This window comes from Salinimicrobium sp. TIG7-5_MAKvit (genome assembly GCF_049569215.1).
Taxonomy (GTDB): Bacteria; Bacteroidota; Bacteroidia; order Flavobacteriales; family Flavobacteriaceae; genus Salinimicrobium; species Salinimicrobium profundisediminis.
On the sequence record NZ_CP145903.1, the window covers coordinates 1,868,752 to 1,892,791 of the forward strand.

General features: G+C 42.3%; 23 protein-coding genes. 15 read left to right on the forward strand and 8 right to left on the reverse strand.

Going from position 1 to position 24,040, the window contains the following annotated elements; genetic code table 11:
• Positions 1 to 85 precede the first annotated feature (85 nt).
• The 10 genes from V5739_RS08370 to V5739_RS08415 all read left to right on the forward strand — a co-directional run bounded on the left by V5739_RS08370 (position 86) and on the right by V5739_RS08415 (position 7,517).
• Positions 86 to 622, forward strand: a complete 537-nt coding sequence (locus V5739_RS08370) for a YceD family protein (RefSeq protein ID WP_423820406.1) — start codon at positions 86 to 88, stop codon at positions 620 to 622.
• 9 nt (positions 623 to 631) lie between these two features.
• Positions 632 to 829 carry a 50S ribosomal protein L32 gene (gene rpmF / locus V5739_RS08375; RefSeq protein WP_006988996.1) on the forward strand — a complete coding sequence of 66 codons (198 nt, stop codon included), beginning with the start codon at positions 632 to 634 and terminating at the stop codon, positions 827 to 829.
• A gap of 169 nt (positions 830 to 998) precedes the next feature.
• Entirely contained in the window at positions 999 to 1,994 is a 996-nt protein-coding gene (locus tag V5739_RS08380; RefSeq protein ID WP_423820407.1) for a beta-ketoacyl-ACP synthase III, read from the forward strand.
• A 21-nt stretch (positions 1,995 to 2,015) separates the two neighbouring features.
• Positions 2,016 to 2,513: an acetyl-CoA carboxylase biotin carboxyl carrier protein gene (accB, locus tag V5739_RS08385; protein ID WP_423820408.1), complete on the forward strand. Its 498-nt coding sequence runs from the start codon at positions 2,016 to 2,018 to the stop codon at positions 2,511 to 2,513.
• A 39-nt stretch (positions 2,514 to 2,552) separates the two neighbouring features.
• Positions 2,553 to 3,899: an acetyl-CoA carboxylase biotin carboxylase subunit gene (gene accC / locus V5739_RS08390; protein WP_423820409.1), complete on the forward strand. Its 1,347-nt coding sequence runs from the start codon at positions 2,553 to 2,555 to the stop codon at positions 3,897 to 3,899.
• A gap of 305 nt (positions 3,900 to 4,204) precedes the next feature.
• Positions 4,205 to 4,588 carry a hypothetical protein gene (locus V5739_RS08395; RefSeq protein WP_423820410.1) on the forward strand — a complete coding sequence of 128 codons (384 nt, stop codon included), beginning with the start codon at positions 4,205 to 4,207 and terminating at the stop codon, positions 4,586 to 4,588.
• A gap of 24 nt (positions 4,589 to 4,612) precedes the next feature.
• Complete coding sequence (locus V5739_RS08400) at positions 4,613 to 5,728, forward strand: NAD(P)/FAD-dependent oxidoreductase (RefSeq protein ID WP_423820411.1); 1,116 nt, start codon at positions 4,613 to 4,615, stop codon at positions 5,726 to 5,728.
• A gap of 2 nt (positions 5,729 to 5,730) precedes the next feature.
• Positions 5,731 to 6,396 (forward strand): monofunctional biosynthetic peptidoglycan transglycosylase, encoded by a 666-nt coding sequence (gene mtgA, locus V5739_RS08405; protein ID WP_423820412.1) that lies wholly within the window; start codon positions 5,731 to 5,733, stop codon positions 6,394 to 6,396.
• Positions 6,397 to 6,467: 71 nt separating this feature from the next.
• On the forward strand, positions 6,468 to 7,019 hold the full coding sequence (locus V5739_RS08410; RefSeq protein WP_423820413.1) for a hypothetical protein: 552 nt from the start codon (positions 6,468 to 6,470) through the stop codon (positions 7,017 to 7,019).
• Between the two features lie 45 nt (positions 7,020 to 7,064).
• Positions 7,065 to 7,517 (forward strand): hypothetical protein, encoded by a 453-nt coding sequence (locus V5739_RS08415; RefSeq protein WP_266070899.1) that lies wholly within the window; start codon positions 7,065 to 7,067, stop codon positions 7,515 to 7,517.
• 52 nt (positions 7,518 to 7,569) lie between these two features.
• On the opposite strand, the gene V5739_RS08420 is transcribed toward V5739_RS08415, so the two are convergent.
• From V5739_RS08420 to V5739_RS08445, 6 genes are all read right to left on the reverse strand, one after another.
• On the reverse strand, positions 7,570 to 8,538 hold the full coding sequence (locus V5739_RS08420; RefSeq protein ID WP_423820414.1) for an ABC transporter ATP-binding protein: 969 nt from the start codon (positions 8,536 to 8,538) through the stop codon (positions 7,570 to 7,572).
• Between the two features lie 193 nt (positions 8,539 to 8,731).
• Positions 8,732 to 10,903 carry a prolyl oligopeptidase family serine peptidase gene (locus tag V5739_RS08425; RefSeq protein ID WP_423820415.1) on the reverse strand — a complete coding sequence of 724 codons (2,172 nt, stop codon included), beginning with the start codon at positions 10,901 to 10,903 and terminating at the stop codon, positions 8,732 to 8,734.
• A gap of 128 nt (positions 10,904 to 11,031) precedes the next feature.
• Positions 11,032 to 12,021, reverse strand: coding sequence for an aspartate-semialdehyde dehydrogenase (locus tag V5739_RS08430; protein ID WP_423820416.1), 990 nt, complete (start codon positions 12,019 to 12,021; stop codon positions 11,032 to 11,034).
• A 331-nt stretch (positions 12,022 to 12,352) separates the two neighbouring features.
• Positions 12,353 to 12,781, reverse strand: coding sequence for a large conductance mechanosensitive channel protein MscL (gene mscL / locus V5739_RS08435; RefSeq protein WP_266070894.1), 429 nt, complete (start codon positions 12,779 to 12,781; stop codon positions 12,353 to 12,355).
• A 37-nt stretch (positions 12,782 to 12,818) separates the two neighbouring features.
• Positions 12,819 to 13,928, reverse strand: a complete 1,110-nt coding sequence (gene alr, locus V5739_RS08440) for an alanine racemase (RefSeq protein ID WP_423820417.1) — start codon at positions 13,926 to 13,928, stop codon at positions 12,819 to 12,821.
• A complete protein-coding gene (locus tag V5739_RS08445; protein WP_265162214.1) occupies positions 13,900 to 14,568 on the reverse strand; it encodes a thymidine kinase in 669 nt (222 codons plus the stop codon). Before V5739_RS08445 ends, alr begins: the two co-directional genes overlap by 29 nt.
• A 99-nt stretch (positions 14,569 to 14,667) precedes the next feature.
• On the opposite strand from V5739_RS08445, the gene V5739_RS08450 reads away from it, so the two are divergent.
• A complete protein-coding gene (locus tag V5739_RS08450) occupies positions 14,668 to 15,465 on the forward strand; it encodes a hypothetical protein (RefSeq protein ID WP_423820418.1) in 798 nt (265 codons plus the stop codon).
• 6 nt (positions 15,466 to 15,471) lie between these two features.
• Positions 15,472 to 16,143 (forward strand): 16S rRNA (cytidine(1402)-2'-O)-methyltransferase, encoded by a 672-nt coding sequence (rsmI, locus tag V5739_RS08455; protein WP_423820419.1) that lies wholly within the window; start codon positions 15,472 to 15,474, stop codon positions 16,141 to 16,143.
• Here rsmI and V5739_RS08460 read toward each other — a convergent pair whose 3' ends face one another.
• The gene (locus tag V5739_RS08460) at positions 16,144 to 16,494 is read right to left on the reverse strand and encodes a hypothetical protein (RefSeq protein WP_423820420.1); all 351 of its coding nucleotides are present in this window, start codon (positions 16,492 to 16,494) and stop codon (positions 16,144 to 16,146) included.
• A 164-nt stretch (positions 16,495 to 16,658) separates the two neighbouring features.
• Here V5739_RS08460 and recJ point away from each other — a divergent pair, with 164 nt between their 5' ends.
• Complete coding sequence (gene recJ, locus V5739_RS08465; RefSeq protein WP_423820421.1) at positions 16,659 to 18,356, forward strand: single-stranded-DNA-specific exonuclease RecJ; 1,698 nt, start codon at positions 16,659 to 16,661, stop codon at positions 18,354 to 18,356.
• 358 nt (positions 18,357 to 18,714) lie between these two features.
• Here recJ and V5739_RS08470 read toward each other — a convergent pair whose 3' ends face one another.
• Positions 18,715 to 19,323 carry a superoxide dismutase gene (locus tag V5739_RS08470; RefSeq protein ID WP_266070888.1) on the reverse strand — a complete coding sequence of 203 codons (609 nt, stop codon included), beginning with the start codon at positions 19,321 to 19,323 and terminating at the stop codon, positions 18,715 to 18,717.
• A gap of 222 nt (positions 19,324 to 19,545) precedes the next feature.
• Between V5739_RS08470 and V5739_RS08475 the strand changes: the two genes are divergently transcribed.
• Entirely contained in the window at positions 19,546 to 22,689 is a 3,144-nt protein-coding gene (locus V5739_RS08475; RefSeq protein WP_423820422.1) for a UvrD-helicase domain-containing protein, read from the forward strand.
• Between the two features lie 32 nt (positions 22,690 to 22,721).
• Positions 22,722 to 23,918, forward strand: a complete 1,197-nt coding sequence (gene kbl, locus V5739_RS08480; RefSeq protein WP_423820423.1) for a glycine C-acetyltransferase — start codon at positions 22,722 to 22,724, stop codon at positions 23,916 to 23,918.
• Positions 23,919 to 24,040 lie beyond the last annotated feature (122 nt).

Consider the following 24,040-nt stretch of genomic DNA (forward strand, 5'->3'; position numbering starts at 1 on the left):
TTCATAAAGAATAGGCAGTTAATTAATTTTTATATCTTTGCACCCGCCTTATCCTGAGGGGTAGGCACTTGAAACTGATGATGAAATGAGGAAACTAAAGGAGTTTACGATCCCCTTTGTGGGTCTTAAACAAGGTAAACACCAGTTCGAGTACGAGGTTGACAATAAGTTCTTTGAACATTTTGATTACGATGAATTTAATAGTGCCAACATAAAGATAGATCTTCTGTTTGAGAAGAAATCGACCATGTTGGAGCTCACTTTTAAAGCATCGGGAATGGTAAACGTTTACTGCGACCTTACAAATGAACCTTATGACCAGCCAATAGACAGTGAGCTATTTCTGGTAATAAAGTTTGGGCAGGAGTATAACGATGACAATGAGGATATTTTGATCTTGCCCCATGGTGAGTACGAGGTAAATATCCAACAGTACATTTACGAAATGCTGGTTTTGGCCGTTCCGTCAAAAAGAGTTCATCCTGGAGTGCTAGATGGCACTTTAAAGTCAGATGTACTTGAAAAGCTGGACGAGTTAAGTCCGCGAGAAAAAGAGACTAAAACAGAGGAGGACATAGATCCCCGCTGGGAAAAATTGAAAAATTTATTAAACGATAAATAATACGCAGCCATGGCACATCCTAAGAGAAAGACCTCAAAAACGAGGAGAGATAAAAGAAGAACGCATTATAAAGCCTCTGTACCACAAATAGCTACAGATCCTACTACAGGAGAAGCTCATTTGTACCACAGGGCACACTGGCATGAAGGTAAATTATACTACCGTGGTCAGGTGTTAATTGACAATACAGAAGAAGTAGAAGCTTAATATTCAAGAGCTTTGAAAATACCCCAAACTCTCACATAGTGAGAGTTTTTTGTTTTAAGTTGATAAAGTGCTAAAAACACCTTAATTTGCACCGCTGTATTGTGGAGTTTTATTAGTCTACTGTTTCTCAGTAATTTAACCATTTTGCAGAGGCATTAAATGCATGTTTATGAGTAAAACAACAGCAGCGATTACAGCTGTAGGCGCGTATGTACCGGAATTTGTTCTTTCAAACAAAATCCTTGAGACTATGGTTGATACCAACGACGAGTGGATCACCTCAAGAACCGGCATCAAAGAGCGCCGCATCCTTAAGGATGCTGATAAAGGAACTTCCTACCTGGCAATTAAAGCCGCCCAAAACCTTATAGATAAATCTGGAATAGACCCGGCAGAAATTGACCTGCTAATTATGGCTACGGCAACGCCCGACCTTCCGGTCGCAGCGACAGGGGTTTACGTGGCATCACAAATAGGTGCCGTAAATGCTTTTGCTTACGACCTGCAGGCTGCCTGCTCCAGTTTTCTCTACGGGATGTCTACCGCCGCAGCATATATTGAAAGCGGCAGGTACAAAAAGGTTCTTGTTATAGGGGCCGATAAAATGTCTTCAATTATTGACTATACAGATAGAACTACCTGTATCATCTTTGGAGATGGCGCAGGGGCTGCTTTGTTTGAACCCAATGAAGAAGGTCTTGGGCTACAGGATGAAATTCTTAGAAGCGATGGCGCCGGAAGAGAATTTCTCAAAATTTCTGCCGGTGGCTCTCTTGTTCCTGCAACGGCACAAACAGTGGCCGATAAGCAACATTACGTCTTTCAGGATGGAAAGACCGTATTCAAATTTGCCGTTACCAATATGGCCGATGTGAGTGCAAAGATCATGGAACGCAATAATCTTTCAAATGAAGATGTCAACTGGCTGGTGCCACACCAGGCAAACCGCCGGATTATAGATGCAACTTCAAGCCGAATGGGGATCGATGATTCCAAAGTGCTTATGAATATTCATAGGTATGGTAATACAACTTCGGCTACTTTGCCTTTACTATTAAGCGACTTCGAAAAACAGTTTAAAAAAGGAGATAATCTTATTTTTGCTTCGTTTGGAGGTGGCTTCACCTGGGGTTCTATCTACCTCAAGTGGGCTTATAATTCTTAAAAACACCCAACACTAAATAATATGGATTTAAAAGAAATTCAGAATCTCATCAAGTTTGTGGCAAAATCTGGAGCCAGTGAAGTAAAGCTGGAAATGGATGATGTAAAGATCACCATCAAAACCGGATCTGACGAAAGGGAAACCACAATCCTGCAGCAGGTACCTATGCAGGCTGCACCACAAGTGCAACAGCCGGTGCAGCAACAGCCCTCTTCTCCACAACAACAGGAGAGTTCTACTACCGGGGGCGAAGCCAATGCCGCACAGGAAGATAAAGGATATGTTACTATTAAGTCTCCTATAATTGGAACCTTCTATAGAAAACCATCTCCAGACAAAGGTCCTTTTGTAGAAGTTGGAGACTCTATAAAAGTAGGTGATGTTCTTTGTGTGATTGAAGCTATGAAGCTCTTCAACGAGATTGAAAGTGAGATTTCCGGAAAGATCGTGAAGGTACTGGTTGATGATTCATCACCAGTAGAATTTGATCAACCTCTATTCCTGGTAGATCCGTCATAATAGCTGTAAGGAGCTACCCTAAAGCCAAAACTAAACAGTATGTTTAAAAAAATATTAATTGCCAACAGGGGAGAAATTGCCTTGCGCGTTATTCGCACCTGTAAAGAAATGGGCATTAAGACCGTAGCGGTATATTCTACTGCCGATGCAGAAAGTCTTCATGTTCGTTTCGCCGATGAAGCAGTTTGCATTGGCCCTCCTCCCAGCAACCTTTCCTATTTAAAGATTTCAAATATCATAGCAGCGGCCGAGATTACCAATGCAGATGCTATTCATCCGGGATATGGTTTTCTTTCTGAAAATGCTAAATTTTCGAAGATCTGTGCTGAACACGATATCAAATTTATTGGTGCCAGCCCCGATATGATAGATAAGATGGGAGATAAAGCCACGGCTAAAGCTACTATGAGAGCTGCCGGGGTGCCTTGTGTTCCCGGGTCAGAAGGCATTCTCGAATCTTATGAAGAAGCCGAGAAGATCGCCAATGATATGGGTTATCCGGTTATGCTGAAAGCTACCGCCGGTGGTGGTGGTAAAGGAATGCGTGCCGTTTGGAAAAAGGAAGATCTGCGAAAAGCATGGGAATCGGCCAGGCAGGAAGCAGGTGCAGCCTTCGGCAACGATGGCATGTACATGGAGAAACTTATTGAGGAGCCGCGACATATTGAGATCCAAATCGTGGGAGATAGTTCAGGTAAAGCCTGTCACCTCTCAGAAAGGGATTGTTCTGTACAGCGACGCCATCAAAAACTTACCGAAGAAACTCCGTCTCCTTTCATGACCGATAAACTTCGGAAACAAATGGGAGATGCTGCGGTTAAAGCAGCCGAATACATTAAGTATGAAGGCGCCGGTACCGTAGAGTTCCTTGTAGATAAACACAGGAACTTCTACTTTATGGAAATGAATACCCGTATTCAGGTAGAGCATCCTATTACCGAACAGGTGATAGATTATGACCTCATCAGGGAGCAGATCCTTGTGGCAGCAGGAGTGCCTATCTCAGGTAAGAACTACGAGCCACAGCTACACTCTATTGAGTGCCGGATTAATGCTGAAGATCCATATCACGACTTTAGACCTTCTCCCGGAAAGATCACCAACCTGCATGCACCGGGTGGGCATGGAGTGCGTATAGATACTCATGTGTACAGTGGTTATGTGATTCCGCCTAACTACGACTCTATGATTGCCAAATTGATTACTACCGCCCAAACCCGCGAAGAAGCGATTAGTAAAATGAGACGGGCTCTTGACGAGTTTGTAATTGAAGGTGTGAAAACAACAATTCCGTTTCACAGGCAGTTGATGGATGAACCCGATTATGTTGCGGGGAACTACACTACCAAGTTCATGGAGAGTTTCAAAATGAAACCAAAAGAGTAATATTATATGGGATTGCTACAGCGATCCCTAGTTACTATACCATTTTAGACCTCACAGGTTTTCAAAACCTGTGAGGTCTTTTTTATTTATTGTCCTGTATCCCTGCTCCTGGAAAGCAGTGGTGTTTTTTATCTCCTTCAGCGAAAAGCGTGTTCCAAAAATTTCAGTGTCTACTTCAAAATTTATTTCAAAGGTTTTGCCTTACAGGGGTTTAGCAATAAATTCTTATCTTAAAGCAAATGTTTATCTGCAGTGGTGGCCGGTGTAGCATTAAACATTTTAGTTAATTCTTTAAACCTAAAATTATGAAGAAGGTATTTTCAGTTCTACTTTTATTATATCTCAGCAACTCCTTTTGTGCACAGGAGATTACCGGCGACTGGTATGGCGAATTGATGGTACAGGACCGTAAAATGGGGATTGTCTTTCATATTTCTGAAAATAAGGATGGCTATACCACTACCTTAGACAGTCCCGCACAAAATGCTTTTGATATTCCTGTTGAATCTACATCTTTTGAAGATAATGTATTGGAGGTAAAGGCACCAAAGCTTGGAGGGTTTCATTTTAAAGGAAGACTAAAGCAAGAGGAACTTTCCGGCTCACTAAGACAAGGTGGAGCACTCGTTCCTCTTAAACTTTCAAGAGGGAAACCCAAAGACGTAAAAGAAGAGGCAAAAAAAGAATAACTTTGGCTACAAAATGGCATTTTTATGAGCTTTTCTTTTTGGGAACACGATTCCTGGTTTTCTAATATTGATTTTACCATTGTTGGCAGCGGGATTACCGGACTTACCTGCGCCCTGCAATTAAAAACCCGTTACCCCGAAGCAAAGGTGGTAATCCTCGAAAGAGGCCTTCTGCCTAATGGTGCCAGTACAAAAAATGCCGGTTTTGCTGCTTTTGGAAGTCTTAGCGAAATTCTGGACGACCTGCAGCATCATTCCGAAGAAGAGATGGTAGAACTGGTGAGAAAACGGGTGCAGGGGCTTGATCTACTCAAAAGAACTTTGAATAGTGATGGTATTGATTTACAGGTAAATGGCGGATATGAACTATTTACTGCAGCCGAAGAAGATCTCTTTGAAGCCTGCGTGTCAAAAATGGCAAAAATAAACAGCCTTCTAAACCCCATTTTTGGAGAGGATGTCTTCAGCATAACCAATAATAAATTCGGATTTGCAAAAGTAGATAACAGCCTGATCTACAATAAATTTGAAGGCCATCTTGATACCGGGAAAATGATGAGCGCCCTGCTTCAGAAGGTGCAGGCAGCTGGCGTGAAGATCCTAAACTCGGTTACCGTAAATGGTTTTGCTGAAGTAGATGATTCCGTAGAAGTAGAAACAGAACATTTTAGTTTTTACACCGGGAATTTGCTTATTGCCACCAATGGTTTTGCTTCACAACTGGGTATCCCAGAGGTTAAACCGGCCCGGGCACAGGTCTTGATCACAGCTCCTATTCCCAACCTTCATCTAAAAGGCACTTTTCACCTTGAAAAAGGCTTTTATTACTTCAGAAATATTAACGATAGGATTCTGCTGGGCGGGGGCAGAAACCTCAACCTTAAAGGAGAAGAAACCACCGAAATGGCATTGACGGCACTGGTGCAACAGCGGCTTGAAAGCCTGCTCAAAAATGTCATTTTACCCGATACTCCTTATAAGATCGAAAGAAGGTGGAGCGGAATAATGGGCATGGGTGAACAGAAGAAACCGGTGGTTAAAAAGGTTTCGAAGCACGTGTTCTGCGGAGTGCGTTTAGGCGGAATGGGTATAGCAATTGGCAGTCTCGTAGGAAAAGAACTGGCCGACCTAATTGAATAAAAATGAAAAGATTTTTCAGGTTTTTACTGAAACTGGTGCTGGGATTATTTCTCTTCAGCATATTTATGGTTGTGGTCTATAAGTGGGTGCCGGTTCCGTTTACGCCATTAATGGCCATCAGGTATTTTGAAAATCCCGAAGAGGAGATCTATCACGACTGGGTGCCCATGGAGGAGATTTCTGACAACCTGAAGCTGGCGGTGATTGCCAGTGAAGATCAAAATTTCCCCAGTCATAATGGATTTGACTATAAGGCGATTCAAAAGGCCATGGAAGACAATAAAAAAGGGAAAAGAGTAAGGGGCGCCAGCACTATTTCGCAGCAAACTGCCAAGAACGTTTTTCTATGGCCACAGCGCAGCTGGTTTAGAAAAGGCCTGGAAGTATATTTTACCTTTTGGATAGAACTTTTGTGGAGTAAAGAGCGTATTCTTGAGGTATACCTTAACAGCATAGAAATGGGCAAAGGCGTTTATGGCGCCGAAGCTGCTGCTCAAGCCTGGTTTAAAAAGAGTGCAGAGAACCTTACCGCCTATGAAGCCGCTGCCATTGCAGCCATACTTCCAAATCCGCGGGAATACAGGGCAAATCCCGCCAGCAGTTACATTGGGGGCAGGAAGAGCTGGATTGTGAGGCAAATGAGGAACCTTGGAAAAATTGAGCTTTAATAGAATTTAAGACATTCCAAAAAAACAGGACCAAATAAAATTATTTTTACTCAATTTAAAATCATCAATCAATGAACAGAATACTACCTCTATTATTAATATCCATGTTGTTTTGTTTTCATGGATATTCCCAGGAGACTGAAGAAATAGCTACCCCACAAGAGCAGGTACCTTATTCCGGTAAAAACGAATTAAAATTAAATGGAATGTATTTGCTCATTGGTTTCCCCGAGCTTAGCTACGAGCGAATTTTGAATGATGAGTCTGCTTTGGGTATTTCTGTTAACTTTTCTATAGATGATATAGAAATTGATTTTATGGCTATTCCCTATTACAGGATCTATTTTGGTAAAAAACCTGCTGCCGGATTTTTTGTGGAGGGGAATGCGGCCTTTTACGTAGTAGATGATGAAAAATACACCTACTATAACGGGAGTACTTACGAAGTCAAAACTGAAAATGAAATAGGTGCAGGGATAGGTCTTGCGGTAGGATCAAAGTTTATGACTGAAAGTGGATGGGTGTTTGAAGTTTTTGGAGGAGCTGGAAGAAACTTTTTAGGTTCAGATAATATAAGCGTTGCTTATCCAAGATTTGGACTTACAGTTGGCAAGAGATTTTAAAACTTCCTGATTGAGGCTTTGACATTAAAAACGAGCAAAGAAAAAATGTCTGAAATAAAAGAAAAGTTGATTGAAGCCTGCGCTGCTTACGTAGAGAAAAAGATCGAAACCGTACAGCATGTCATAGACGATCTTGAAGCTGCACTAAAACTGGAGACCAAATGCTCTATGGGCGATAAATATGAGACCGAAAGGGCTATGCTGCACCTCGAATTTGAGAAAGTAGCAAACCAGGCTGAAGGTTTTAAAAGGCTTAAAAGAACGCTTAAGGAAGTCCCCACAGGTAGTACAGGGAATGTAGCAGGTTTTGGAAGTATCGTGAAAACTACAGTGGCCAATTATTTTATTGCCATTCCTGCCGGTGAAATTAGTGTGGACAATGAGAAATATTATACTGTAGGGGTAGGTGCTCCAATAGCACAAATATTTATGGGAAAAAAGAAGGGAAGTAGCGTGACGTTTAATGGCAGAGAATTACAAATAGAAGAAATTTTCTAAAGGTAAATATCCGCATTTCTGAATTGCATAATTTCTTCGGAAAATTTCTCACTTAGCCTAACCTTTTTTCAAGTAGATCCTGTTCGATTTGTAAGCGAACAGATTTGCCTTTTTCCAGACCTTCCGGGTGTTCCACAAAAATTGAAGTGCCTTCTATTTCAACTTCAGTAAGAAAAAAACTTCCTTTAAAAAACACATTTTTGACCACCCCCTGATACCTGCCCGATGCTGTCAAATGTATGTCGTGAGGGTAGAGAATAACCTTCTTGCGTACTGGTTGATCGTCAAAGAAGAGGGAAGCCGGGAGTTCATTTACGTCTCCAAACAGGGAAGCAACATAGGCATTTGGCGGGTTATTGTAAAGTTCTGTGGGCGATCCCATAGCTATGATCCTTCCGGATTTCATTACAATGGTCTTGTCGGCAAAAGAAAGTGCATCTGTGCTGTCGTGAGTAGCCAACATTACGGTAGTGCCCGTTGCTTTCAGGTGGCTAAAGAGGTTCCGGCGCAGTTTGTTCTTCCTGAAATGATCAATATGGCTAAAGGGTTCATCCAGGAGTAAGACTTCAGGAGGATTAGCGAGGGTTCTTGCCAGTGCTACCCGCTGTTGTTGGCCTCCACTCAGGAACTTTGCCTTTGTTTTTGCCAGCTCCTTCATTTCTACCAAAGCTAGAAGCTCGTTTACCCGTTGCTGTTTTTTACGGGGGTAGGCGTTTGAGAGATGTTTACCCACATTTTCGGCTACGGTCAATGGCGGCATCAGGTCGAAATCCTGCGTGAGGTATTTCATGAAATCTTCGCCGGGAACGAGGTTGAAATTGGGCCCCAGCAACTGCTTTTCTTTCCAGAAGATCTTTCCTTTTACATCATGAAGTCCATAAAGAGACTGGAGCAGGGTGCTTTTACCGCATCCACTGGCGCCAATGATTGATATATTTTCCCCTTTTTGGATGTTAAAGCTGAGGTTCTTTAACACCGGCTTGGCTCCATAAGCAAAAGAAAGGTTTTTGACCTTTAGCATCTTCGTTTGGTTAAGGCTGTAAAATTAGAGTTTTAATAATAAAAAGAGGCTGTCTCAAAGCCTTATTTGTGTTGATCTGCACCTGGTCCAGGCCACATATGACTCTAATGATGATCACAGAATCACTGAAATAAATTCAGAATAACACTTAAGTACTTTAAAACAGCCTCTTTAAAAAAGGTCTGAACAAGAACTATTTTACCGGGTTAGGGAGTTTGTTGAATCCCATGTTGTAAAGTGTAAAGCCAAAAATGTCGGCATATTGTTCAATGGTCTTGCTCACCGGGGTACCGGCACCGTGACCTGCATTAGTCTCAATTCTAATCAATACAGGATCGTCACCTGCCTGTTTATCCTGAAGCTCGGCAGCAAACTTAAAGGAGTGTGCCGGTACTACGCGGTCATCATGGTCTCCTGTAGTGACCAAAGTAGCAGGATATTCTTCTCCACTTTCTACATTGTGAACAGGAGAGTACCCCTTTAGGTAATTGAACATCTCTTCACTGTCTTCGGCGGTACCGTAATCGTAAGCCCAGCCCGCACCTGCTGTAAAGGTGTGGTAGCGCAGCATATCAAGAACTCCCACTGCCGGCAGGGCAACTTTCATAAGATCTGGTCTTTGGGTCATGGTAGCTCCTACTAAAAGTCCGCCGTTGGAACCTCCCCGAATGGCCAGGTAATCTCTGGAGGTGTAATTATTTTCAATAAGGTATTCGGCAGCGGCAATAAAATCATCAAAAACATTTTGCTTCTGCAATTTAGTTCCGGCATCGTGCCAGTCCTTTCCATATTCCCCGCCACCCCGTAGGTTTGGTACGGCATAAATTCCGCCCTGTTCCATCCACACCGCATTGGCAATACTAAAGGAAGGGGTGAGGCTTATATTGAATCCGCCGTAACCGTAAAGGATGGTTGGGTTCTTCCCATTCATTTCAATCCCTTTTTTGTAGGTAATGATCATAGGCACTTTAGTACCGTCTTTAGAGGTGTAGAAAACCTGTTCGCTGGTATAGTTATCAGGATCAAAGGCCACCTCCGGGCGGTTGTACAATTCTGAAGTTCCGGTTTCTACATTGTATTTGTAGATGCTGCCGGGAGTAACATAATTTGTAAAACTGTAGTAAAGGTCCTTTTCATCTTTTTCCCCGCCAAATCCACTGGCAGTTCCAATTCCGGGAAGATCAATTTCTCTTACCAGTTTTCCTTCATAGTCGTACTGTTTTACATTAGAAACTGCATCCTGCATATATTCAGTAAAAATATATCCGCCTCCGGTTGATGGGCTAAGTACATTTTCGGTTTCAGGAATAAGGTCTTTCCAGTTTTCGGGCTGTGGATTTGCGGCATCTACAGTAACGATCTTTCTGTTTGGCGCGTCTAGATTGGTCACGATAAACAGCTTGCTGCCGCGGTTGTCCATTACATAACTTTCGCTGTCTTCATGGCCTACTATGGTATCAATAGAAGGATTGTCTTCTGCGAGATCCATCATAAATAGTTTACCTCCCGAAGTTGAAGTCCTGGCCGAGATGAACAGGTAGCGGTTATCTTCTGAAACACTCCCGCCTACATAACGATGCTTTTGCTCGGGAGTAGCGCCAAAGATCACTTTATCTTCACTTTGTGGCGTGCCGAGTTTGTGGTAGTAAAGTTTATGCTGATCTGTTTTTGCTGAAAGTTCGCTTCCTTCAGGTTTGTCATAACTTGAATAGTAGAAACCTTCATTGGCTTTCCAAGAAAGGCCGCTGAATTTTACATCAATCAAAGTATCTTCTTTGATTTCGCGGGTTTCGGCATCCATAACAATGATCTTTCTCCAGTCGCTTCCACCTTCAGAAATACTGTAAGCAAGGGTTTTTCCATCTTCAGAAAAACTCATTCCGGAGAGAGAAGTAGTGCCGTCTTCACTAAATTTATTCGGATCTAAAAATACTTCGGGCGTGGCATTTTCCGATTTTTTACGGTAAATAACGCTTTGATTCTGGAGTCCGTCGTTTTTGCTGAAGTAGATCCAGCCGCCTTCTTCACTTGGTGCACTTAATTTCTCATAATTCCAGAGTTCGGTAAGCCTTTGTTTTAGTTCTTCCCTGAAGGGAATCTGGTTGAGATACTCAAAAGTGACTTCATTTTGTGCTTTTACCCAGGCTTCAGTCTCGGCGCTGCGATCATCTTCGAGCCAGCGGTAAGGGTCTTTCACCTCGTTGCCAAAGTAAGTGTCTACGGTATTACCTTTTCGGGTGGTGGGATATTCCAAAGCAGTAGATGGGGTTTGAGTGGTTGTCCCGGGGGTAGGTTCAGGTTGTTGTGAACTTCCGCAGGAGATCAAAGCTCCGGCAGCCAGGGCAGTAATTAATATTCTATTCATTTATCAGTAGTTTAAGAGGTCCTAAAATAGGTAATTTTCTCATTAAAAGATATAAGAAAGGCTGCACAAGAAATATGCAGCCTTTAAATTATTACTCTTCAAAAATGCCATTTTTGGCACCTCATATTTTAAACAAGTTTATTATCTACCAGATATTCGGCGATTTGCACCGCATTGGTGGCAGCGCCTTTTCGTAGATTGTCGGCTACAATCCACATGTTTAATGAATTAGCCTGAGAAAGGTCTCTTCTTATACGCCCCACAAAAACATCGTCTTTACCTTCGGCATAAATAGGCATGGGATAAGTATTTACATCAGTATTATCCTGCACGGTGACTCCGGGGAATTCTTTTAGCAGCCTTCTAACGTCATTAACGTCAAAATCCCTGCTAAAAGTGACATTTATAGATTCGCTGTGCCCGCCTACTACCGGAATACGTATAGCGGTGGCTGTAACTTCTACAGCGTTGTCTTTTAGGATCTTTTTGGTCTCGTTGGTGAGTTTCATCTCTTCTTTGGTGTAGCCGTTTTCTTCAAAAACGTCACACTGCGGAATGGCATTACGGTGAATAGGGTATGGATATGCCATTTCTCCCTGTTCGCCTTTGTATTCATTTTCTAACTGCTGTACAGCTTTTAGGCCAGTGCCTGTAATAGATTGGTAAGTCGAAACCACCACACGGGTAATACCGTATTCTTTGTGAAGAGGGGCAAGTGCCATCACCATTTGAATAGTAGAACAGTTGGGATTTGCAATGATCTTATCTTCGGAAGTCAATTCTGAAGCATTGATTTCGGGCACAATAAGTTTCTTTTCCGGATGCATTCTCCAGGCCGAAGAATTATCTATGACGGTAGTACCTGCTTCTGCGAACTTTGGCGCCCATTCAAGGGAAGTTTCACCGCCGGCCGAAAAAAGGGCAATATCTGGCTTTTGTGCCACAGCCTCTTCCAGGCCAATCACTTCATATTCTTTGCTATTGAAGCTTATCTTGTTGCCTACAGATCTTTCTGAAGCTACCGGAAGCAATTCGGTAACCGGAAAGTTTCTTTCTGCCAATACTTTTAACATTATCTGGCCCACCATCCCGGTAGCGCCTACAACTGCTATTTTCATGCTATAGTGATTTAAAGACCTCGCAGGCTTCGGAAACCTGTAAGTCTCCATTTCCTGCTCGTCCTGATATTTTTATACAAATGTATTGTACTACAAATAATAAAAAGAGTAGACGCAAAGAAATTCTGCCTCAAATTATTTTTTATAACCACTTTGTACAGTTTGTTAAATATGGAGGGTTGTAGTAAAAAAAGACCCCCGGTGGTTCCGGGGGTTTAAGGTTAGGATATGTAGCGTAGCGGTTACTACGTGTTTTAAAGTTCGTTCTCTTGCCGCAAAAATATTTATTTCTTGCTCATGCAGTGATACACAGGCGCGAAAAATGGCATTTTTAGCTGTTCTTTTTCCTTAATTCATCCCGAATTTCGGTAAGCAGTTGTTCCTGTGAAGGGCCTTTAGGTTCAGTGACTTTTGGAGCTTCTTTCGCAGTTTTGGTTCTTTCATAAGCCCGTAAAACCAGGAAAATAAAGAAGGCCACAATCACAAAATAAATAATAGCCTGAATAACATTGCCGTAGGTGAGCACTGCGGCTTCGGCTTCTTTTGCGGCATCCAGGCTTTCATATTCGTTACCGTCAAGAGAAATGAATTTTTGTGAGAAATCAACTCCCCCGGTAATAACACCTATGAGAGGCATGATGATATCGGCTACCACAGAAGAAACTATTTTATTAAAAGCACCTCCTACAACTACGGCGGTAGCAAGGGCAATAATGTCGCCTTTCATTAGAAAAGCCTTGAAATCCTTAAAGAATGCCATAAATTAGATTTTTAAGTTAGTAACCCAAATGTATGAATTAATCTGTAATAAGTACTCTTTTCACTCTTTGGGAGATGCCGGTAATCAATTCGTAGGAGATAGTATTTCCCTTTTCAGCAAAGGCAGTTGCATGTTGAGTTTCTCCAAAAACAATGACTTCATCCCCTTCTTTACAGTCAATTCCGGTAATATCGACCATCACCATGTCCATACAAACATTTCCTAAAATTGGGGCGTAGCTGCCATTAATAGTTACCCCGGCGCGGCCATTGCCGTACTGCCTGTTAATCCCGTCGGCATGGCCAATGGGGAGCGTGGCTGTTTTGGTGCGTTTTTCGGCGATAAAGGCGCGGTTGTAGCCCAGGGACTGGCCTTTTTCCAGCACATGGATTTGTGAGACAATGGTTTTAAGCGTTCCAATTGGCCTTAACTTTTCATCATTGGGCTCATCATTTCCAAACCCGTAAAGTCCAATCCCCGATCGCACCATGTCAAAATGGGCTTTAGGATAGTTAATGATCCCCGAAGTATTGCAAATGTGCAGCATGGGCCTGTAGCCTAAATCGTCATATAATTTAACAGCTATTTTCCTGAAAGTGTGGATCTGCATGAGGGTGAACTCCCGCTCTTTCCAGTCTTCACTTGCGGCTAAATGTGAAAAGAATGATTTCGCTTTAACTGCAGTGGTAGCTGTGAGCAGGTCTTTCACTACATCGGTCTCTTTTTCTGAAAACCCAAGGCGGTTAAGTCCGGTGTTGAACTTAATATGTACAGGATATTCTTTCTGATTTTTTTCCTCAGCAGTTTTGATAAATTCTTCTAAAACAAACTTGCTGTAAAGGCTTGGTTCCAGGCAATTTTCAATAACAGCTTCAAAATTGAATGACTGAGGGTGAAGAACCAAAATAGGGGCTTCAATTCCGGCCTCTCTTAAGGCAATACCTTCAGAAGTATAAGCTACCGCAAAATAGTCGGCGCCCAGCTCCACGAGCTTATGGGCTATGCCGGCTACGTCGCTTCCGTAGCCAAAGGCCTTGACCACGGCCATAAATTTTACATCTTCATCGAGTTTTGACCTAATGTAATTGTAGTTGTGCGCTAAGGCATCAAGATTTATTTCAAGTACGGTCTCCCTGGCTTTCGGCATGTTCACTTCTTTTGGTGTCTTTTAATTCTTCGGGTTCTGTAACCTCGAAATTTTTTAGCTTTTCTCTTAACCGGGCTTTGTAAAAAGCTCCGCGGCTCAAAGGCTCATATTCTTCGGTCTCTCCCAGCATCACCAGGTCTTCATTTGAAGTCTTGCGGTAGCTGTATTGGGCGAGGTTTCCGGTACGGGTGCAAACGGCGTGTACTTTGGTGACATATTCGGCAGTGGCCATTAAGTTGGGCATTGGCCCAAATGGGTTGCCTTTAAAATCCATATCCAGTCCGGCAACGATCACTCTTACCCCTCTGTTTGCAAGATCATTGCATACAGAGACGATTTCTTCGTCAAAGAACTGGGCTTCATCAATGCCCACCACATCGCAATCATCGGCCAGTAACCTGATATTGGCTGCAGCAGGAACAGGGGTGGACCTTATTTCGTTGGAATCGTGAGACACCACCATCTCTTCATTGTAGCGGGTATCTATGGCCGGTTTAAAGATTTCGACCTTTTGTTTGGCAAATTTGGCGCGCTTGAGTCTGCGAATCAGCTCTTCGGTCTTCCCAGAGAACATCGAGCCGCATATAACTTCAATCCACCCAAATTGCTCTTTATGATTTACTGTATTTTCAAGAAACATTTTGTATTTTTCAAGACCAAAAAGCAGACTTCGCTTTTGATAAAGGTGACACAAATTTATTAAAAATACAACCGTATTCGGGTTGCAAGAATGAAAGTTATGAAAAAGCAATTGAAAGGGGAATTAGTAGCTTTGGCCGAAAAAGTTGCTCTTTTAAAAGATCAGGACCAGGTCGCGACCGGGGAATTAAAAGAACTTGCCAGGAGATTATACGAAAAGCTTACCGTCTACAATTTTACCGAATCTAATCTCTACACGGCTTCAGAAATAAGAGAGCAGGAAGTAGTAAAAACTGCTCAGAAAGTAGAAGCTCCAAAAGAAAAAGAAGCTCCGGTAAAAGCTTCCGAAGAAAAGAAGGAATCGGTGCTGCCGGTGCAGGAAGAAGATGCTCCAGAACCGGACGAGTATAACCCTACCGGACTTGAATACAACGATTCTGAAGAGATTACCGAGCCAAATACCGAAAAGATCAAGGATATTGTGGCCCAGATGCCACTCGAGACACAGCAGGTTGACGATCTCTTTGCACATGTAGAACCGCGCAATTACAAGAAGAACGATATGAGCGATATTGGGGGAGTTCACTACGATAACCTGCCGCAGTTTGAACCGGTGAAAAGACAGGGTTCTGCCCAGGAAAAACCAAAATCCCTCAATGACAGGCTCAAGAAAGGTATCAATATTGGACTTAACGACAGAATGGCCTTTGTAAAGCACCTTTTTGACGGGAGTACATCAGATTATAACAGGGTGTTGTCTCAACTCATTACTATAAGGACTAAGGAAGAAGCCTTTAATTTTGTTGAAAACATGGTCAAGCCCGACTATAATAACTGGGAAGGAAAAGAAGACTATGAAAGCAGGTTTTTGGCTATAGTTGAAAAGAACTTCGAATAAGGTTCTATGGCGAAACTATACCTTGTGCCCACGCCTATTGGCAACCTTGAAGATATTACTTTTCGCGCCATTATGGTTCTCAAAGAAGTAGATCTCATTTTAGCTGAAGATACCCGCAACAGCGGAAAACTGCTAAAACATTTTGAGATAAATACACCTATGCAAAGCCACCATATGCACAATGAGCATAAAACGGTAGAAAATGTGGTGCGGCAAATTCAGAATGGAAAAACTGTAGCGTTAATTAGTGATGCCGGGACGCCCGCTATCAGTGACCCCGGATTTTTACTCACCCGGGCCTGTGTTGAAGCAGGGGTCGAAGTAGATTGTCTGCCCGGCGCCACTGCTTTTGTTCCTGCCCTTGTGAACAGTGGGTTGCCCAATGATAAATTCGTTTTTGAAGGTTTTTTACCGGTAAAAAAAGGACGACAAACCCGGCTGGAATTGCTGGCGCAGGAAACCCGTACCATAATATTATATGAATCGCCGCACAAGCTTCTGAAAACTCTTGGCCAGATAAAAGAATTCTTTGGAGAAGACAGGCAGGTTTCTGTATCCCGGGAGATCACCAAACTACATGAGGAAACCGTGAGAGGAACAGCAGCTGAAGTGCTTGCGCACTATGAGACCAAACCTCCTAAAGGAGAGATTGTAGTTGTTGTTGCAGGGAATAAATAGCTACTCTGCGACCTCGATTTTGAGCGTGGTGATTGTTTCAGAAAAAATTTCGGCTCCGTTAGAATCAGCCCTTTTGATCTTTACAACTTCGGTCCCGTTAAAGTCGGCTTCTGGAGCGTAAACATAGAAGATGCCTTGCTCGCGGTGCTGAATTTCACTCAGAACCGCATGTGCTGCCTGCTCTGAAATACTGAAGCCACCTTCAGTGGGTATTACTTTTGAAAGCAGGTGCTCAAGAGTATCAGCTTTTGAAATGGAAATCGTTTCTTCAGGTGCTTCTGTTTCTACTGAAGTTTTATTTTCGCAGGACAGGAAAATTAGTGCGATGGCGAATAAGAGGATCTTTTTCATTCAGTAAAAATTTCAATTAAATTAATAAAGAAATAATTAATTGGCTGAATTAATCTTTAGAACTGTGAAATTTCGGTGTCAGATTTTCCTTCAGGTTCTCGATGAGGCCGGTTTGTAGGACGTAAATAATAAAGAACAATCAGTATTTTTGAAAAAAAAACTCTATGCGCTGGACACTCAAACCTAAACCCGATCTTTCAACAGTCGAACATCTGCAGGAAGCTTTAGGTGTAGAAAAACCAATAGCTTCATTGCTGGTTCAGCGCGGCATAGAAACATTTGAAGAAGCCAAAAAGTTCTTTCGTCCAAGTCTCGAAGACCTCCACGATCCTTTTCTAATGAAAGATATGGAAGCAGCGGTAAGCAGGATCGAGCTTGCCCTTCAAAAAGGGGAAAATATCATGGTCTTTGGAGATTATGATGTAGACGGCACCACGAGTGTTGCATTGGTTTCTTCTTATCTAAAAAGAACCTACCCAAACGTTGCGACCTATATCCCCGACCGGTATGAAGAAGGATATGGTGTGTCTTATAAAGGGATAGATTTTGCAGCCGATAATGACATAAGCCTCATTATTGCCCTCGATTGCGGAATTAAAGCTATTGAAAAAGTAGCCTATGCCAGTGAAAAGGGCATTGACTTCGTAATTTGTGATCATCACAGGCCGGGGGCAGAAATACCAAAGGCGGTAGCTGTACTGGATCCTAAAAGAGAAGATTGTGAATACCCTTATAAGGAACTCTGCGGATGTGGTGTGGGCTTCAAACTGTTGCAGGCTCTAAACCAAAAGAGGGGAGAGCCATTTGGAGTGCTCATCCCATACCTGGATCTGGTTGCTACAGCTATTGGGGCCGATATAGTGCCGGTAACCGGAGAAAACCGGATACTTGCCTATCATGGCCTGCAGGTAATAAATGTCGCTCCCCGTGCAGGAATTGGTGCAATCCTCGAACAGGTGAAGAAGGAACAACTCACCCTTACAGATGTTGTTTTTATAGTTGCGCCCCGTATAAACGCAGCGGGTAGAATGAAGCACGGGCTGCACGCCGTTAACCTGCTTACTGAAGAAGATAGTGTGCAGGCAAAAATATTTGCAGCCGAAATTGAAGAGTATAACATGAGCCGAAGAGAGACAGATAAAGTAATTACTGAAGAAGCACTTGCCCAGATTGACGAACTTTGCGAACAGGAGAGAAAGACCACAGTAGTTTACCGTGAGACCTGGCATAAAGGGGTGATTGGGATTGTAGCCTCGAGGCTTACCGAAACTTATTATCGCCCTACCCTGGTGTTTACCCGCAGCGGTGAAAAACTTGCAGCATCGGCACGTTCTGTCAGTGGTTTTGATGTTTATGATGCTTTGGAAGGCTGCAGTGAATTCATTGAACAATTTGGAGGGCATAAATATGCGGCAGGTTTAACGCTGCTCTCTCATCAATATGAGAATTTCAAGAGAAAATTTGAAGAAGTGGTTTCGGCTACAATAGATCCCCGCCTGCTAACGCCCGAAATTCAGATTGATGCCGAAATAGAACTTGGTGATATTACAGATAAGTTCTATAGGATCCTTAAACAGTTTGCACCATTTGGGCCCGGCAATATGTCTCCTGTTTTTATGTCAAAAAATTTGCGGGATACCGGTTACGCCCGCTGTGTTGGTGGAGATGACAAGCACCTGAAAGCCAGGTTTTATCAGAAGGGAAATGATCGCAGCTTTGGCGCCATAGGGTTTGATCTGGGGAAGAAGTGTGAGCTGGTAAGTGAAGGGAAAAAGGTCAAGGCTGCCTATTCTATTGAAGAGAATGAATTTCAGGGCAATATCACGCTACAACTAAAATTAAAAGACATTGAGGTAAATTAGCTTGACCTTTTGTTAATATTGTTGCTGAATTCTTACAGCACATACCGCCTATTTGCTCTTCAACAATTTTCCATGTACTTCATCTAAAAAAGTTTCTGATAATGAGATGTTTAGCTACTTTAGTAAAGCCATAACATAAGTAGGTTAAGTTCATGGTAGATTTGGGGCAAAAAAAGGTGGAGATCTCCACCTTTTTTTATGCGCACTATTCTGCAAAAAAAGCTGCCTTAAAAGCCTTTCCTGATCAAGCCTGAAGTTGAGGTCCTATTCAAGATAGATCCCCTAATTCAGAATAACTTTTCAAGTAAGCTTTTAAGACAGCCTTCTGTCTTATTTAAAATCTCTAATGAGACCTTAATTATTTATGTTGTGCATATCGTTTGGAAACTTCTTCCCAGTTGATCACATTGAAGAACGCATCAATATATGCGGGGCGTTGGTTTTGATACTTTAAATAATAAGCATGCTCCCAAACGTCCATTCCAAGGATTGGATATCCGCCGCAACCAACTCCGGGCATTAAAGGATTATCCTGGTTTGCTGAAGAACATACTTCAAGCTTGCCACCTTCCTGCACGCAAAGCCATGCCCAACCAGATCCAAACTGGGTAGCACCTGCTTTAGAAAACTCATCTTTAAAAGCTTCGAAAGATCCAAAGTCTTTGTCTATTGCAGAGGCAAGATCTCCCTGTGGCTTTCCACCACCATTAGGTCCCATGATCTCCCAGAAAAGGTTGTGGTTAAAATATCCCCCTCCGTTGTTGCGGACAGCTTTATCATCCATGTCAAGGTTATTGAGAATATTTTCAATATTCTTACCTTCCATATCTGTGCCTTTTACGGCATCATTTAATTTGCTGGTATATCCTGCGTGATGTTTATCGTGGTGGATCTCCATTGTCTTTGCGTCAATGTGAGGCTCCAATGCGTCAAATGCATATTTTAATTTTGGTAACTCGAAAGCCATAGTTAAATCGTTTTTATTATTAATTAGGTCAACTTCAAATTTAGAGATAAACCTCATTAATAAGAATTATAAAATGTTATAAAATCCTTAAAGATGTAGCTTTTTAAAAAAGTTAGTTTACAGTTACATAGAAAAATCTCATTTTTTTCTGCATATTTTCCAGCTAATGGATCGGCACGAGAAGGTCAATTAAGATGCATTTCTTACTTTAGTGAAAAAAATTTGAAGCACGCTAACATCTTCAGAATTTACGACGCTTCGGCTGGTTCGGGAAAGACCTATACCCTTGTAAAACAGTACCTTTTACTTCTGCTGTCTTCGCCGCGAATAGACAGTTATAAGAATATACTTGCCATTACCTTTACCAATAAGGCTGTGGGGGAAATGAAATCGCGCATAATTGAAAGCCTGCATGGGCTTGCCAATCCCAGTCGCACCAGCAAAGAAGAAGAATTGCTCACCGTGCTTTCCAAAGATACGGGAATGTCGCCAGAGGTCATTCAGAAGAGAAGCAGCGATATCCTAAAGCATATAATTCACAACTATGCTGCCTTTGAAGTTTCTACTATAGATGGTTTCACCCACCGGGTTTTGCGAACCTTTGCCAAAGACCTGGGGCTGCCACTTAATTTTGAAGTTGAACTTAGAACCGATGAAGTGCTCGGGGAGGCGGTAGACAGGCTTATAAGCAAAGCTGGAAAAGACAAAGCCATAACCCGGATTCTGGTCAATTTTGTCCTCTCCCGCACAGATGACGATAAGAGCTGGGACATAGCCCGCGATCTTTTTGCTATTGGGCGTTTGCTCACACAGGAAACCAGCAGTAAATTCCTGGAAATCCTAAAGACAAAGAAGCCGGGCGATTTTGAAGATCTAAAAAAGAAGATCATTCAGGAACAAAAAAAGCTGGAAAATGCTGTTATTGACACGGCAAATTACTTTTTTCAGTTGTTGGATGAAAACAATCTTGACAATGGATGTTTTAGTGGCGGCTATTGCCCAAAATTTTTTCTGAAGCTTCAAAAAGGGGATTTTAACGTTAACTTTTCCGCAGGCTGGCAAAGAGATCTTGCTGAAAAAGCGCTCTATGCATCTAAACTTGATGCAGCCAAAAAGCAGGTTCTCGATAGCCTTCAGCCGCAAATTGTCGCACTGTACAATCAGGTAAAAAAATACATCACCTGCATACAGTTCCTTGAAGCGGTAGACAAGAACCTCGTGCCGCTGTCTCTTTTAAATGCCATACAGGCACAGATAGAAGAGATAAAAGCTGAAAATTCGCTGGTGTTGATTTCAGAATTCAACGCCACGATAGGCAAAGCAGTGAAAGATCAGCCCGCACCTTTTATATATGAGAGGCTGGGAGATCGCTATCGTCATTATTTTATTGATGAATTTCAGGATACCTCCCAGTTACAGTGGGAAAATTTGATCCCGCTTGTTGACAATACCCTTTCTATTGAGCATCCGGCCGGCGAATTTGGTTCGCTTACGCTGGTAGGAGATGCAAAACAGTCTATTTACAGGTGGCGTGGCGGTAAAGCCGAACAATTTATGGAACTATGCCAAAAGCGGCATCCGTTTAGCGTTGAAGACCTGGAAATGTTGGTGCTGCCAAACAACTACAGGAGTGCGAGGACCGTGGTGGAGTTCAATAACGATTTCTTTAAGTATGCTTCAGGATTTTTTCTGAATGAAACCCATAAAAACCTCTTTCTTAACAGTGGCCAGGGCGTTGTGAGCTCTAAAGAAGGTTATGTGAACATTTCTTTTATAGAGGCTGAAAATGCTTCCGAAGAAATGGAGGCGTACCCCATAAGGGTGCATGAAATTATTACCGAAGTGCAGGAACAGGGCAGGGCACTTTCTGATATTTGTATCCTTACCCGAACACGCCGCGAGAGTATTGCTGTAGCCAATTACCTTAGTGAACATGCTATTCCCGTTATCTCTGCGGAAAGTTTACTCATAAACCGTTCTCCAAAAATCAGGTTTATTACTGCAGTTTTACAGTATTGCCTCGATCCCGGAGACAGGTCTCTCAAATTTGAGATCCTTGATTATCTTTTGACTGAAACCATTGAAGTAGACAACAATTTCCAATTTCTTGAAGAGCATCTAAAGCCTGAAGGGGAGGAATTCTTTAAAGCTCTGGAAAAGAATGGGATCAATTTTTCACCCGTGGCAGCTACGGCAATGTCGGTTTATGAGGCGGTTGAATATATAATCAGGGCTTTCTCGCTAGAGGCCGTTTCTGATGCTTACCTGCAGTTCTATCTCGATTTTGTTTACGAAGTTTCCAGTTCCGAAGGGGTCGCATTTTTCACCTTTTTGGAACAGTGGGAACGAAAGAAAGAAGAACTGAGCATTGTGGTACCGCAAGGTGAAAATGCAGTGCAAATAATGACCATTCACAAAGCTAAAGGGCTGGAATTTCCTGTGGTAATCTATCCTTTTGCCAATACCCAGATAAATGACACGGCCAGGGAACATTTTTGGATAGAATTGCCCGAAGAACTCGATACCAACGTAGAAATTGCTTACCTGCGTGCAGCCGAAAAGATGAAAGAATGGGAGGGCGAAGCACCTCAAATTTATCATGAGTTGAGCTGTAACAGTCAGCTTGATGCACTCAATGTGCTGTATGTGGCTATGACGCGGCCCGAGCATCAATTGTATATCATTTCAAAAATGGACCTCGACAAGAAGGGGAACGAAAATACCAACCGCATTTCGGGTCTATTTATATCCTATTTACGGTCTATAGGGAAGTGGAATGACAGTAATGAATACCACTTCGGAAATATGCATGAAATGATTTCCGAAGAAAAAAAATCTTCGAACACCTTTGAGCAGCAAAGTTTTTTTTCTTCCGCAACCGAGGGCAATGGTATTTCCATCATCACGCGTTCGGGGCTCATGTGGAATACCAAACAGCAAAAGGCTATTGAAAAAGGTCAGCTTATCCACGATCTTTTTGCTAAAATAGATACGGAAGCAGATGTGGAGCGGGTGCTCGAAAATGGCAAAAATGACGGACTTTTTCCTTCCGAAGAAAAAGAAGAACTTGAAAGATCTATTTTAGAAGTTACAGGCCATACCGCGTTAAAGAAATATTTTACAAATGGCGTGGTGAATTATAATGAGCGGGAAATAATTTCTGAGGATGGTGCACTCCTAAGACCCGACAGACTTATCTTTTCTGGTAATAAGGTGAATATTATTGATTACAAGACAGGTGCAGCAGATCCAAAACATAAGGCGCAGATTTCAGAATATGCTCATATTCTGGCAAAAATGGATTTTGAGATTGAAAACAAGATCCTGGTTTATATAAACGACCAGATTGAAGTAACTTTTGTGTAAAAAGAATGTAATTTTGTAAAAAACCAGTCATTATGTACGGAAAAATGAAAGAATACCTTGAAAAGGAAATAAACAATATTAAAGAAGAAGGCCTTTATAAAAAAGAAAGGATCATTACTTCACCACAGGGCGCTGAGATCACTCTTGAAGGTGGTAAAAAGGTTCTTAATTTTTGTGCCAACAATTACCTTGGGCTCTCGTCACACCCAGAAGTGATACAGGCAGCAAAAGACGCTATGGATACACATGGCTTTGGGATGTCTAGTGTACGGTTTATATGCGGTACCCAGGATATACATAAAGAACTGGAGCGCAAGATTGCCGATTTCTACGGGATGGATGATACCATACTTTATGCTGCTGCATTTGATGCGAACGGGGGTGTTTTTGAGCCACTTTTGACTGCTGAAGACGCTATAATTTCTGATTCCCTCAACCACGCTTCTATTATTGATGGGGTAAGGTTGTGCAAGGCAGCTCGTTACCGTTACGAAAATGGAAATATGGAAGAGCTTGAAGCGAAGCTTAAAACAGCTAATGAAAAAGGAGCGCGGTTTAAGATTATTGTTACCGATGGGGTATTTTCCATGGACGGGCTGGTGGCACCCCTTGATAAGATCTGTGATCTTGCCGAAAAGTATGATGCTATGGTTATGATAGATGAATGCCACGCCACAGGATTTATAGGTCAGGACGGGATTGGTACTCTCGAAGAGAAAGGAGTGCTTGGCCGCATAGACATTATTACCGGAACCCTCGGGAAAGCATTGGGAGGTGCAATGGGCGGTTATACTGTGGCTAAAAAAGAGGTTATAGAAATTTTGCGTCAAAGATCGCGGCCATATCTATTCTCCAACTCCCTGGCTCCGGCTATCGTGGGAGCTTCTATCAAGGTTTTTGATATGTTATCTAAAGACGACTCTCTTAGGAACAAGGTGAAGGAGAATACAAAATACTTCAAAAAAGGTATAAAAGATGCCGGATTTGAAATCATTGACGGGAAAGCTGCCATTGTACCGGTAATGCTTTATGATGCAAAACTTTCACAAAAAATGGCCGACAGGCTTTTAGAAGAAGGGATCTATGTAATTGGATTCTTCTATCCTGTAGTGCCTAAAGGAAAAGCGAGAATAAGGGTACAGCTCTCGGCTGCCCACACTCAGGAACACCTAGATAAAGCTATTGCCGCCTTTAAAAAAGTGGGAAAAGAGCTTGATATCATTAAATAAGGTTAAAAATAAAAAAGGTGTTTCTGTCCAGGAACACCTTTTTTACATCCCATTTCGGGCTTCTTCATCCTTTATATCAGATACTTTAGGAAAGCTTTTTACAGGGCAGAATAACACAACAG